A 13,757-nucleotide genomic window follows, 5' to 3' on the forward strand; every position below is an offset into this window, starting at 1 on the left:
TTATTGCGATCAAATTGATATTCCTTTGCACTATCATCAATAAATTGTTTTAGTTCTTCTGTGCGTAAAACTAAATCCTCTTCATCAAAAACACCTTCAGCTAGTCGGCGGAAGAAGCGCGGCATCCCATTTTCAAGCACATTGCCCCTAACTCCAAGAAGAGAGGAGTTTGGAGAAATCATTTTTCCAATATTGATTAAATCGTGTTCTGTCCCGCCCGTTCCATGGAGGAGAAGGAGGGTAGGGGCTTGAGAATCATGTCCCTTCTGAAAAATATGATTCATTTTCAATCCTCCGTTGTATTTAATGGTTTTAGCTTAGCTTCAATTTGCTCTCTTTGTGGCTCTAAAAATGGAGGTAGAGCAAGTGATTCTCCTAAGTGATCGATATGCTCGTCTGTATCAAAGCCTGGTCCATCTGTAGCAAGTTCAAATAAAATGCCGTTTGGTTCTCTAAAGTAAAGTGAGCGGAAGTAAAAACGGTCGACAAACCCAGAATTCGGAAATCTTGCAGAGCGTATGCGCGTAATCCATTCACGTAATTCTTCTTCATCCTCAACGCGGAAAGCTACGTGATGAACGCCGCCTCGACCTAATCTTTCTGGAGGCAAATCGCTTCTTTCTTCTAAGTGTACCTCGGCTCCGCTTCCGCCTTCTCCTGTTTCAAATACGATAATATCTGGTTGTCCAGGGACTGGGGAAGCATACTGACTAGCTTTTCTAAATCCAAGTAATTCGGTTAAAACAATGGCTGTCGGTTCAGCCATTCGGACTGTTAATTTAACCGGACCTAGTCCTGTTATCCCATGCTCACGGGGCACGACGCTTTTTTCCCAAGGAACCCCGGCGGCGACTCCAACATTATTCTCATCCGATACTAGAATAAGACGTTGACCTTCTGGATCTTGAAAAGCCAATGTTGCCCGACCTGCGCGTTCTTTTATTTCTTCGTGCTCAACACCAAGTTCCTCAAAGCGTTTAGCCCAATAATGTAATGCTCCATCATCTTTCACTCGCAGGGATAGAGCAGAAATACTGCTGACTCCTTCATGATTACGTGCAGCATTTGGAATTTCAAAAAAGGTCAATTCGGTTCCTGGATTACCTCTTTCATCACCGTAAAAAAGGTGATAAACAGATGTATCATCCTGATTAACAGTTTTTTTAACGAGTCTCATTCCTAGTACTTTTGTATAAAAATCTACGTTTAACTTAGCATTTGCTGTCATAGCAGAAACGTGATGAATTCCTTTAAGTTGCATGTATAAACCCTCCTAATAAGTGGTTAAGTTAATTGTATAACAATAAATAATACTAGTCAATTATAAGTAACTTACATTTTGTAAGTATATAATGATATAAAAAGCCGAAACTATATGTCTCGGCTTTACACTTTCCGAACGATAAAATTATTCTCGAGCAAAAGCCAATTTTGTGGGAATGGATAACCGAGCACCCAATAACTAATTCCACGTAGACGATAGTCTTTTACTAGTTCAAACTTAGCTTGAGCACTCCGGGCATCCTCAAACCATACTTCATGCTGTCTCCCTTGTTCATCAGTATATCGATAAAAAGGCGTTTGAGAAATGCGATCGTATTGAATCGTTGCATTATATTTGTCCGCACGTCGGATTGCTTCTTGCATATCAAAAGTCTCGGCTTCTTGACCTTTCACATGAGGAAGGAGCCAATCCCGCGCATATAGCTGGAATCCCATGAATATTTTATTCCTTGGAATAACGGTCACAGCGTAATCAATCACTCGTCTAATTTGATTGAGGGGAGAAATTGCCTGTGGTGGACCAAAACGGTATCCCCATTCATATGTCATGAGTACGACAAAATCGACAATTCTTCCGTGCGCAGCATAATCGTGAGCTTCATATAACAATCCCTTTTGTTCACTGCTTGTTTTGGGTGCTAATGCAGTTGAAACAAAGTAGCCTAAAGGATGAAGTCTATTGACTGCACGCTGTAAAAATTGGTTATAAAGTTCACGATCAGTTTGGCGAACATTTTCAAAATCAATATTCAATCCTCTATAACCTTTTGCTTTCATAATATTGATGACATTAGTAAGAAGCCGTTCTTGGAGCTGTGTGTTTGATAGAATGGTATGAGCTAGAGTCGTTCCTGGGTCTTGGAAAGTAAAGTTAGTAATGCACATTATAGGAGCGACATTAGTTTCCTTTGCCGCTTGGATGGCTTGTTCGTCCCTTATAGATGAAAGGCTTCCGTCTGCTTGCATAATATAGCCAAAAGGGGACATATACGTTAAATGTTCACCGACTTCACGAACCTCTCTTCCTCCCGTTTCCCCCATATTAATGATATAGGCATTTACGTCAATTACAGGTTTCGAAAATGGAATTATTAATCGAGTCCCAATAAAAATAGTTGTCTGTGTTAATTGATTAGCACGCATGATTTCGCGGACAGTCGTTCCAAAGCGTTGAGCAATTGTGGCTAAAGTATCTCCTGCTTGAACCGCGTACGTCCTGGCAGGAATGATAAGCTCTATTCCAACATTAATCATTGAAGGATGTGTCAATTGGTTAATTTGAATGATGGATTGAATGGGAACACCGTATCTTTGTGCTATTTGCCAAAGTGTTTCTCCACTACGGACAACATGTTGCGTTGCGCTAATTGGAATGACAAGTGACTGACCTACTAATAGCTTATTAGGATTCGGTAATTGATTTGCAGTTGCAATGCTTTGGACAGTGCTTCCATACCGATTAGCAATACTCCATAACGTATCTCCTTTTTGAACGACATCAATAATCATAGTACCACCCCTAATCTGGTCATATGACTAATGTATGCTTGGAAAATCAATGAGAGACTAGAAAAGAAAGGATGTATCCAACATTAAAACCCCTCTTCACATGAAAAGGGGGGGGTTGATAGAATCTTTATTCATTGATGGAAGGCTTTGCCCTTTTAATAAAGAATGCTAGTAATAATGCAACTGCTGCAATACCAGTTGCAACTACGAATGCATCATTAATTCCACTTATTGTTGCTTTCTTTACTGCTTCTCCATATATCAAGGATGTTGCAAGACCCTGTCCCTGATTAACAGGAATTCCAGCGATTGCAGAGAGACCAGTTCCGAGTTCTGTAATTTTATTAGCTATATAGGGATTTGTAGTCGCAATCACATTTGAATAGTTTGCCGTATGGAAGGCGCTTCTTGTTGTCATGACTGTAATAAGAAACGCCGTTCCGATACTTCCAGCAACAGTCCTAGCCGTATTAGAAGCAGATGTACCATGGCCTGCAAGTCTTGTTGGAAGCTGGTTCATACCTTCAGTCGTCACTGTCATAGATAAAAAGGACATGCCGAACATGCGCATTACATATAAGAACATGATGAAACCGTAAGAAGTGGTCGTGGATAATGTCGTGAATTGCCATGTTGTAATAACTGTTATCATGAGACCGAAGACAGCCAACCACCGTGCGCCCATCTTATCAAAGAGCCTACCTGATATCGGCATCATGATCGCCATGACGATTGCACCTGGGAGCATTAATAAGCCGGAATCCAAGGCAGAAAACCCACGAATATTTTGCAAATATATTGGCAGCAAGAGCATAGCAGCAAACATAGCCATATTGATGATTGACCCAATAACGGTAGTCAATGCGAAAATATCATATTTAAAAACACGAAGCTCTAGCATTGGTTCATCTGTCGTTAATTCACGCCAGATGAAGGCTATTAAACCGAGAATACCAATAATAAGGGTTACGACAACGACTGTGCTATTCCAACCATGATTCCCTGCTTCACTAAAGCCGTAAAGCAAAAAACCTAAGCCGATTGTCGAGAAAATAAATCCATACGTATCAAATTTAGGTTTTGTAATTTCTGTAACATCAACCATCCAGAAGAACGCTAATATTAAAGCAAATATCCCGAAAGGAATTACTATATCAAAAAGAATCCTCCAAGAATAATGACCAATTAACCAACCCGATAAGGTAGGTCCGATTGCAGGTGCAAAAAGAATGGCAACGCCGAACAATCCCATTGCCGCACCACGCTTTTCCTTAGGATAAATGGTTAAGAAGACGGTCATCAATAACGGCATGATGATTCCGGCACCGGCAGCCTGTACAACTCTCCCTAACATGAGGAGGGAAAAGGAGGTTGAAATTGAACAAATAATCGAACCTACTGTAAAAGCTGATACGGCTGATAGGAATAGTTTCCTTGTGCCGAGTCTAGCTATTAAAAAAGCAGTGATTGGAATGAAAATTCCATTCGTAAGCATGTAACCTGTTGATAGCCATTGTACAGTGCTTGCGGAAATGCTTAAGTCATTCATGATATGTGGAATTGCTACATTTAGTAATGTTTGGTTTAAAATAGCAACGAAAGCTCCGAGCATCATAGCCATAACAATTTTTCCACGCTGATGTTCAAATCGAGCTGGGTCTATTGTGCTTTTTGGTTTTGGATCCGATTCTTTCTGATCAGGGTCACTTTCAGCAAGGGCTGCTGTCAATGCAGCTTGACTATCTGTTTCATCGAGATCTAATTTCGGATTGTTCTTTTGAATACTCGACGGCTTCCTATCCCTTTTGAGTACCATGAAATTAACAACAACTAGCAGAAGAATGGAAATAAGAATATAACCTGCGATGTATATCGACATGTTTATCACCTACTTATGAATTCGCACAGTTACATTCATGCCAGGAATCAATTTTTCCGCATAAGCTTCTATATTTATTTTTATAGGAATGACTTGCGTTTCTTTCGTATAGTTCCCTGTTGCATTACTGGATGGCAAAAGTGAAAAAGTTCCTGCGGTAGCAAGTCCAATTTCATCAACTGTGCCGTATAATGTTGTATTCGGATAAGCATCTACATAAATATCAACATCTTGACCAATTTTAATATCCTTAAGATCTGTTTCTTCAACATTGGCCGTTACCCAAAGGTTATTAAAGTCATAACTGATTGCAAGCGGGATACCAGCACCTACGATTGTATTTTTCACTGCGTTGTTGCGAACGATTGTGCCATCGGTAGGAGCTTTAATATCCATCTCTATGCGACCTTGATCGCTGTTCATTTCTACTTTTCCAAGAGTATCGCCTTTATTAAAGGAATCACCTGTTTTTACTTTCCAATCTATTAATTGCCCGTTCACAGGGGAAGCGATATTTACTTGCTGTCCAGCAATTTGAGCATTGTTTGTCTTCAAATAGATTGCTTTTTGATTATAGTAATAGTACCCGGCAAATCCTCCTCCTACGAGGATGACAAGTAAAAATACGTTTAACAGAATCATTCGTTTTGCGTTCATGATGTTTATTCCTCCCTGAACTGGCAACTTATTGTTTTAGTATAGTTAATATTTGTTCATGTATACTTAATAGCTGTTCAATGTCCTTTTTTGGCAGTTTTGCAATTTCATTAAGTTTTTTAACTAACAAAGATTCACTTTCCACAACTTGTTCCAACTTTTCTTCGCCTTTTTTTGATAGTCGAATGGTAATGGCACGACGATCATGAGAGGGGGTATGGCGTTCTAAAAGTTCTTGCTGGACTAGTCGATCTACAACCCCACTTACCGTGCTATTCGTTAGCTTCAGGTATTCCGCTAACTCAACAAGCCCTATATTTGGACTGGAAGAAACTTTGTATAATGTTTTGAGCTGTGGAACTGTTAAACCGTTATGCTCTGCATCGATTTTAGACAACTTATAAAGCATTTTATTTATATTTGAAAAAGAATTTAAAATCTCGTTATTAAAGGCATTTTTCACTATGTTTCTCCTTTCCCTTTTCAGTTAATTCCAACCCTAATAATTCGCATGCGAAATATATTACTCGCATCATTACTATGTGTCAAGTTATTATTATAGTCATCTAAACTTTCTTGGTCCTTTTTGAGCGTCGAGATAATGATTTAAAAAACAGCTGAAAATCCTGAATATATACGGGTTTAAGGCTGTTTTCTTCATTTCAACTGTAAAAGTCAGGTTATAATATAAATAACTATTTCAGATATCGCTTTCTTGCTTTTATATGGAAGGAGCCAAGTAATGTGAAAGAAACCATAAGTACGGTAAAAGTGGGATTTATGCAAGCTTTACCATTAGCAATTGCCATTGCAGCATATGGATTATCGTATGGGGTCCTTGCAACTCAAGCTGATTTAAATATATGGAGTACAGTGGCCATGTCCATTTTTGTCTTCTCGGGTTCCGTCCAATTAGTGACGGTCGCAATGTTGGCAGGTGGCGCAACGCTAACGAGTATTTTTTTGACTACTTTATTATTAAATTTGCGTAATTTATTATACGGGGCTGCTCTTGCTGAAGGTCTTTCTTCTGCTAAAAGGAAATGGAGATGCTTATTGTCTTTTGGTGTATCCGATGAATCCTTTGTTTTAGCAAGTGCCAGGTTTAAAAGATTTGGACCTGATCCGCTTTATTTTGGGATTGTGATTGCGACATTTTATTTCGCATGGATTTTATCTTCCTATCTTGGTGCGTTTCTTGGTGGGCAGTTTGATCCGATAAAATGGGGACTGGACTTGGCGTTTCCAGTTACTTTTACAGCCCTTCTCATTCCTTCATTAAAAGGGAAGCCAATTATTGCTACAGCACTTGCCGCAGCAATAATTGCGTGGGGACTCGAATATTATGCACCGGGTAATGACTTGACGATAATCATTACTGGAATGGTTTCTCCGTTAGTCGGGCTTTATATAGGAAGGAGGAACGAAATTGCATAGCTGGCTCCTTATCGGTTTACTAGCAGTTTCTACCTTTTTATCAAGGATAGTTGGTGTAAGCGTCATGGCGGGAAATGAAATGAATCCCACTCTACGTTTGTATTTTAGTTACGTTCCGATTGCTATAATGACTGCCTTGATAGTGAAACAAATTTTTATGACGACAAATGAGGAAATCGTTATTTCTCTACCTGTTTTAGCTGCATGCCTTGCCACTGCTATTACTATTAAACTAACGAAATTGTTCCTGCCTTCAGTCGTAATTGGCGTGATGATTGGATTAGTAGTTCGTTTTCTATTCTAATGCTATAGAAATCTTCTCAATAGCAAAAACTTCATGGATTTTTTTTGCAAACTGCAACGCCTGTGCCCCGTCTCCATGAATACATATGGTATCTGCCTTAATGCTGATGTTTTTTCCATCTATAGAAGTGACTTTTTGTTCCTTCACCATTTTGACGACTTGGGAAATAGCTGTACCTGTATTAGAAATAAGAGCGTTTGGATTTGATCTTGGGGTAAGGGTTCCATCGTTTTGGTACGTACGATCAGCAAACACTTCGCTCGCAGTTGCAAGTCCTATTTTTTCTCCTGCATAAATGAGAGAGCTGCCAGCTAATCCATATAAGATGAGTTGTGGGTCAAAATGATAAACAGCTTCTGCTATGGCTGTTGCAAGATTTTCATCAACTGCGGTCATATTATATAAAGCGCCATGCGGCTTCACATGATGTAAAGTACCGCCTTGTGCTTTTACGAAAGCGCCTAAAGCACCGATTTGATATAAAACCATTTCATAAGCTTCTCGTGGAGTGATAGACATGTTCCTTCGTCCGAATCCTTGGAGGTCAGGAAACCCTGGGTGGGCTCCAATACTCACTCCGCTTTCAATCGCCAATTTAACTGTTTTATTCATAGTCGCAGGATCACCGGCATGAAAACCACAAGCAATATTAGCTGATGAAATATAGCGCATGATTTCTTTGTCATTACCCAATGTATAATTCCCGAAACTTTCGCCCAAATCACAGTTCAAATCTACCTTATACATCTTTAAAATCCCTCCATTTTACCTGGCAGGCAGCCTTTATTTCCTTAAGTTCTTTTTCTTGTGCGATTAATAGTTGCTGTGCTTTTTTTAACGAAATCTCTTTGAAACGAAGTAGTTCTCCAGGACGGATTTGACTTAATCTTGGAAGGTCGCAGCTTATCACTTCACCAATTTTAGGATATCCGCCTGTTGGTTGCCGGTCTGCCATTAAAATGATCGGCTCTCCATTTGGAGGTACTTGAATCGAGCCAAAGGTCGTTCCTTCCGTTATCAGTTCAACTTTTTGATTTGAATGAAGTTTAGGACCTGTTAGACGATACCCCATGCGATCCGAGCTTGAGCCAACCTCATATTTTGACTTTGGAAAATCTTTCTTCTCAAAAAAATCATATTGGCGTCCTTTAACGAAACGAATAGACATTTCTTTATCGTTTATATAAGTTTCAAGTTTATATGATAATCCCCATGAAAAATGCTTAAAAGAAAACGCATGTTTAAAAGGAATAACATCTCCAGCTTGTAAAGGTCGTCCCATGTTAGCCCTAGCATTTGTGCTTTTACTTCCAAGAATTGCAGGGTGAGAAAATCCTCCTTTAACTGCTAAATACGTTCTTACCCCTGACTTAGCGGCGCCAAATGTAACAACATCCCCTTTGCTCACAAGGATAGGCTTTCTAGGTTCAACAGCCTTTCCGTTTCGTTTTGGTGACATGTTCGCGCCAAATATCGCAATGATTGCACTTTCATCAAATTGAATCGTTGGACCAGCAAGAGTCATTTCCAGAACTGCTTCATTTTCGTCGTTGCCAAGGAGAATGTTTGCAAGACGGGCAGCCTTTCTATCCATCGCGCCGCCTACAGGAACTCCGAAAGCTTGCCAACCATTTCTTCCAAGATCCTGTAACGTTGTATATGCTCCACTTTTTATGATTTTAAGGGTCATTGTTTACCCTCCAGTAAATCAAATTCTTGTTTGCTGATAGGAGTAAAGCGAACTTTATCTCCTGGTAAAAGCAAGGATGGTGGTGTCCTGTCAGGATTGAAAAGTTCTAGTGGTGTTCTACCGATGATTTGCCAGCCTCCAGGGCTTTCAAAAGGGTAGACACCTGTTTGCTTTCCGGCTATTCCGACCGCACCTTTTGGTACTTTTAATCGTGGAGCAGGTCGACGTGGCGTTGCGATTTTTTCATTCATGCCGCCTAGAAATGGGAATCCCGGAGCAAAGCCTAGAAAATATACATGGTATAATGTCTCACTATGAAAGTGGATGACTTCTTTTTTAGTTAATCCATTATAGGAGGCGACGTACTCTATATCCATCGAATAATCGTTCTCATAGCATACAGGAATATCTATAATTTTTTCGTTACGCTTATTGAATGTAGATAGACTGTAAACTCTCTGTTCAAGTTCCTTTTTTACAGTTTCATAGGGAAAACCAGTCCCGACACATACAGGGTCGTAAAAACAAGTTAATGTCGTATACGCAGGAACAGCTTCTATAAATCCTAGAAATGGCTGATTCGTAATAGCTTGATTCATTTCCAGGATTCTATTATTTGTTTCTAAATTAATGTTTTCCCCGAATTCAATAACTATAGCGCTATCGCCTAATGGGGAAAAAGATATATGATTCAATTTTAGTGCACCTACTTTCGAACATTGAATGACCCTGATTAAATGCAGGACTTCAGGGTTTGTTTGCCGAACCTTTTATATACCTTTATTTCAAATTCTAACATAGGAGATGATTCAGATGACAATGGAAAAACGTCGGGAAGAACTATACGAGTTGCTTGGTGATCTTCCTTCACGAACGAAACCAATTTCATCAAAAAAACTAAAAGAAGAGCAATTGACGCATTACATATTAGAAGAATGGCTTCTAGATTTAAATGGGGAGGAACCGGTACCTGCTTATTTCGCACGACCAACGGAAGGGGATGGCCCGTTTCCTGCCATTATATTTAATCATTCGCATGGCGGCTTTTATGAAAAAGGGAAGGAGGAACTGATAAAGGGTAATGTTTATTTGCAAAATCCCCCCTATGCGGAAGTGTTAACAAGGATGGGGTACGCTGTTCTTAGTATTGATGCTTGGGGATTCGGGCAAAGAAGAGGGAGGACGGAAGGCGAAATATTTAAGGAAATGCTATGGAAAGGTCAAGTGATGTGGGGAAAAATGGTCTTTGATAGTTTGCGAGCGGTAGACTACGCTATATCCCGTTCTGATGTTGACAACAATAGAATTGGTACAATGGGAATTTCGATGGGAAGTACGATGTCATGGTGGTTAGCAGCACTAGAACCTCGAATAAAAGTATGTGTTGATTTATGTGGCTTATGCGATTTCCAGTCATTAATAGAGAGTCGTGGGCTTGAAGGACATGGAATCTATTATTACGTTCCGAAATTGCTCAACCATTTTACAACATCAGAGATTAATGCTTTAATAGCGCCACGTCCTCATTTAAGTCTTGCTGGAAACTATGATCGATTAACTCCACCTAAAGGGCTTGATATCATAGATGAAAATTTAAAAAATATATACAAAGAGCAAGGTGTACCGGAAGCGTGGAAGCTGCTCCGTTATAATATTGGTCATTTTGAAACTGCGGATATGAGGTATGAAGTGAAGGAGTTTTTGAAAAAGTGGTTATAAAAAGTCCTTCTTTCAGCACTCTCCTAAATGAAGTAGAATTACTTCTAATGGAAGTATAATAGCTTCAATTAATAAACGGAGACCTGGTCAAAAAATTTTGACCAGGTGGAAATTTTCTAAAAACATTTATCAATTTCCGGTGTACTCGTAAGAACTTTCAAATTGATTCTAATTTATGTGGCATAGAATCCACTAATCGAGTTTTTGCAGCTCCATTCCATAGCCAATAATAAATGACAGGTACAATGAAAAGACTGCTTAATGTGGATGTAATCAATCCTCCGACTACAACTAATCCTAAAGATTGGGAAATTAACGTATCGTTTTGCCCAAAAAAGGCTAGCGGCAATAAAGTGAATACGGTTGTTGCTGCTGTCATTAAAACAGGTCGCACCCGACTGGCCGTTCCTTTTATCACAGTGGTATATAAGTCCTCTCCTGATTCTCTCAAACGTTCCAGTCTATCGACTAAGACGATTCCATTAGTTGTGGCAATTCCAATCAGCATAATGAGCCCTGCTAATGCACCTAAATTCCAGGATTGACGGAAAAGAAACAGGAAAGTCACTGATCCAATTAAGGCAAAAGGTAGTGAAGAAAGAACGGCTACAGGTCCTCGTATTCCTTTAAATACAGTTGTTACTATGATTAAAACAAGCAATATTGAAATGACCGCCCCAAAGCCAATCGACCAAATCATCTGCTGAACTTGCAGTGGAATGCCCCCGAACTGAACTTCTATTCCTTTTGGCATATCTAATCCATCAATCATTTTTTTAATTTTTTTTGTAACCCCGCCAATATCCTTGGTTAGAATATTCCCCGTTACAATGGCAATGGGCTGCCCGTCCTTTTCACTGATGGTTGTGTAGCGACTAACATTTAAATTGGCTATATCATAAAGCGCAATGTTTTTTCCTTTCATATCTTTAAACGGAAGCCTTCCGATTTGTAACAATAGCTCTTGATTTGGATCCCCAACTTGGTTAAACGTAAGGGAAACATCTGATGGCTTGTGAAGAAGAATGGGGGTAACAATCCCACTATTGTTTATTTGCAAATTTTCTTGTTTATTCAGCAAAGATTCTACTTTCGTTAAAACGACTTCTTTATCTAATCCTAGCGAAGATATTTTTTCCTCATTGAGTTCTACAGTAAACCTCACTTGCTCCCCTTGTTCCCCTTCTCCATAAATTTGTAACCCTCCGATATTCTGCAATTTGCTTTTCAAAATCCCGGCAGTCTTAATTAATTCATTTTGATCGCTCCCCGAAAGAACCAAACGCACCCGGGAATCATCCCCTGCTATTTGTTGATTGGAAACAGTAATGATGGACGAAGTCGATAATCTTTTTATTTCTTCCTTTATTTCACTTATGAGACCATTCATGTCGACTCCTTGTTTTGGTGTTACGTAAACATTCGCTAAATTCGGTTGTTCAATCCATCCGCCTGCTTGGTCAAATACATCATCAAAAGTGGGGGTAAAAGATGATCCAATGGACGATGTAAAAGTTTGAATATCTTCATTTTTCATTAATAAAGATTCCAATTCTCTCACTTCTCCATTAATCTGGTCAATCGTTGCCCCTTCCGCAGCCTCGATTTGGATATTTACATCTTTGGCGTTGGAACGCGGTAAGACATTGACTGGTGTGAATAAAGCACCTCCGATTGAAAGAAGTAATACGACACATAAGCCTATGAACCAAATTGAACGTTTTAACCATAACCTTTCAAGAATCGGTTTATACCATTCTTCTATTTTTTGTGCTTTTGAAGTAAAACCTCTTTCCCATGAGTAGGCAGCATATGGAGGCAATAATAGCAATGAAACAAGTAAAGAACACAATAATGATATCGTCACAGTCCAAGCAAATCCAAAAAATGCATCCCCGACCATCGTGCCTGTCATCGTAAGCGGCAAATAGACGGCAATCGTCGTTAAGGTGGAAGAAACAACGGCTGGAATCATTTCTTTCACTGCGCTGCTCAGGACAGATAATGAATATTTTCCATTTTTCTCGATTTTACGATACATATTGTCCAGCACAACAATCGAATCATCTACAACCCTTCCCATTGAAACAATAAGACCTGAAACTGTAAGTAGATTTAAGGAAATATCCATCCACAACAAAATGGAAACCGTCGTAAGAAAACAGATAGGGAGTGTTAAGATAATCGCAACTGTGGATCGCCATTCTCGGAAAAAGAAGAAAACACAAAGCATTGAAAATAAAGAACCTAATGCCCCTTCCTTCCACAAATCATTAATCGCCTGGGAGATCGTTTCCCCTTGGTTAACCAGTACTTTCGTCTCAACATCTGGACGAGAGGATTGGATTTTCATTAATTCCGTCATTACATTTTCACTTACCTTTGTAATATCAGCAGAAGAAGTATGATAGAGACTTAATAAAACACTTGGCTTCGCGTTTGTTCTTGCGATCGTTTCCATTTGAATAAAACTCTTTTCGATGGTTCCTACATCTTTTAAGAATACGGTTCGGCCATTTTCTTTTTTCACAACAAGGTTGTCTAATTCAATTTGATTGTCTGCTGAACCTTCAGCGTTTAGTAAAAGCTGTAAATTTTTCAATTGAACCTTTCCTTGTGGCCAATTTGCCGCCTTGTTTTCCAATGCTGCTTGTACATCAGCGAATTTTATACCGTTCAATATTAACTTATTGTTATCTAATGTAATGACGAATCCAGTTCTCCCATTTCCTCTAGATTCAATTTTTTTAACGCCAGAAACCCGTTCTAATTGTTTTTGGATTTCTTCTGTATTCATCGATTGAACATTTTCACCTGTTTTGGAAGTAAAGCTGAGCTGCAAAAAAGGAAACGCATTTGAATTAATTTTGGTTATCTCAGGTTTACTAGTATTAGAGGGAAGTTCTACATTTTGTAAGGCCGCTTTCACCGACTTTTCTGTTTCTTCCATTTGTATATTTTGCGGAAAAGTTAAACTGATAAAAATCCCCTGTGGATATATTGTAGATTCGATCGATTGAAGTCCTTCCACATCCTTTAAATTTTCCGTAATTTCTTTACTTAATAGTTGCTGCTTTGTTTCATCAATAGAATGGGTAGATGTTTTTAAAGTGACCATCAATGTTGAATTGTTGATTGGCGGAAGATACTCTTTCTTTAATTGAGTTGCGGAATAGCATCCCCATACAAAAATTAAAAGAATAATGACAAACAATAGTACTAAACGCTGCTTAAGAGATGAAATCAATTTTTCCATACTTATTCAGCTCCTTAATCTT

The 13,757-nt window shown here is 39.1% G+C and carries 13 protein-coding genes; 3 read left to right on the top strand and 10 right to left on the bottom strand.

What is annotated here, in order from left to right:
- From MT489_RS21800 to MT489_RS21825, 6 genes are all read right to left on the bottom strand, one after another.
- Positions 1-284 (bottom strand): alpha/beta hydrolase (locus MT489_RS21800; RefSeq protein ID WP_425311314.1); only part of this gene is annotated, 284 nt, incomplete at its 3' end.
- Positions 285-286: 2 nt separating this feature from the next.
- On the bottom strand, positions 287-1,261 hold the full coding sequence (locus tag MT489_RS21805; protein WP_244683669.1) for a ring-cleaving dioxygenase: 975 nt from the start codon (positions 1,259-1,261) through the stop codon (positions 287-289).
- A gap of 125 nt (positions 1,262-1,386) precedes the next feature.
- Positions 1,387-2,793 (bottom strand): glycoside hydrolase family 18 protein, encoded by a 1,407-nt coding sequence (locus tag MT489_RS21810; RefSeq protein WP_244683670.1) that lies wholly within the window; start codon positions 2,791-2,793, stop codon positions 1,387-1,389.
- 127 nt (positions 2,794-2,920) lie between these two features.
- On the bottom strand, positions 2,921-4,672 hold the full coding sequence (locus MT489_RS21815; RefSeq protein WP_244683671.1) for a DHA2 family efflux MFS transporter permease subunit: 1,752 nt from the start codon (positions 4,670-4,672) through the stop codon (positions 2,921-2,923).
- A 9-nt stretch (positions 4,673-4,681) separates the two neighbouring features.
- Entirely contained in the window at positions 4,682-5,329 is a 648-nt protein-coding gene (locus MT489_RS21820; RefSeq protein WP_244683672.1) for a biotin/lipoyl-containing protein, read from the bottom strand.
- Between the two features lie 28 nt (positions 5,330-5,357).
- Positions 5,358-5,792 carry a MarR family winged helix-turn-helix transcriptional regulator gene (locus tag MT489_RS21825; protein ID WP_244683673.1) on the bottom strand — a complete coding sequence of 145 codons (435 nt, stop codon included), beginning with the start codon at positions 5,790-5,792 and terminating at the stop codon, positions 5,358-5,360.
- A gap of 281 nt (positions 5,793-6,073) precedes the next feature.
- On the opposite strand from MT489_RS21825, the gene MT489_RS21830 reads away from it, so the two are divergent.
- Positions 6,074-6,766: an AzlC family ABC transporter permease gene (locus tag MT489_RS21830; RefSeq protein WP_244683674.1), complete on the top strand. Its 693-nt coding sequence runs from the start codon at positions 6,074-6,076 to the stop codon at positions 6,764-6,766.
- On the top strand, positions 6,759-7,070 hold the full coding sequence (locus MT489_RS21835) for an AzlD domain-containing protein (protein ID WP_244683675.1): 312 nt from the start codon (positions 6,759-6,761) through the stop codon (positions 7,068-7,070). Before MT489_RS21830 ends, MT489_RS21835 begins: the two co-directional genes overlap by 8 nt.
- Here MT489_RS21835 and pxpA read toward each other — a convergent pair.
- From pxpA to pxpB, 3 genes are read right to left on the bottom strand one after another with little or no spacing between them, the layout of a single operon-like run.
- Positions 7,062-7,817 (bottom strand): 5-oxoprolinase subunit PxpA, encoded by a 756-nt coding sequence (pxpA, locus tag MT489_RS21840; RefSeq protein WP_244683676.1) that lies wholly within the window; start codon positions 7,815-7,817, stop codon positions 7,062-7,064. The genes MT489_RS21835 and pxpA overlap by 9 nt on opposite strands.
- Entirely contained in the window at positions 7,810-8,760 is a 951-nt protein-coding gene (locus MT489_RS21845) for a 5-oxoprolinase subunit C family protein (RefSeq protein WP_244683677.1), read from the bottom strand. Before MT489_RS21845 ends, pxpA begins: the two co-directional genes overlap by 8 nt.
- A complete protein-coding gene (pxpB, locus tag MT489_RS21850; protein ID WP_244683678.1) occupies positions 8,757-9,455 on the bottom strand; it encodes a 5-oxoprolinase subunit PxpB in 699 nt (232 codons plus the stop codon). The genes MT489_RS21845 and pxpB overlap by 4 nt, the downstream gene beginning before the upstream one ends.
- Positions 9,456-9,573: 118 nt before the next feature.
- Between pxpB and MT489_RS21855 the strand changes: the two genes are divergently transcribed.
- Positions 9,574-10,479: a dienelactone hydrolase family protein gene (locus tag MT489_RS21855; protein ID WP_244683679.1), complete on the top strand. Its 906-nt coding sequence runs from the start codon at positions 9,574-9,576 to the stop codon at positions 10,477-10,479.
- A gap of 157 nt (positions 10,480-10,636) precedes the next feature.
- On the opposite strand, the gene MT489_RS21860 is transcribed toward MT489_RS21855, so the two are convergent.
- Positions 10,637-13,735: an efflux RND transporter permease subunit gene (locus tag MT489_RS21860; protein ID WP_244683680.1), complete on the bottom strand. Its 3,099-nt coding sequence runs from the start codon at positions 13,733-13,735 to the stop codon at positions 10,637-10,639.
- Positions 13,736-13,757 lie beyond the last annotated feature (22 nt).

Origin of the sequence: Lederbergia wuyishanensis (genome assembly GCF_022900255.1) — a bacterium.
Taxonomy (GTDB): domain Bacteria; phylum Bacillota; class Bacilli; order Bacillales; family Bacillaceae_C; genus Lederbergia; species Lederbergia wuyishanensis.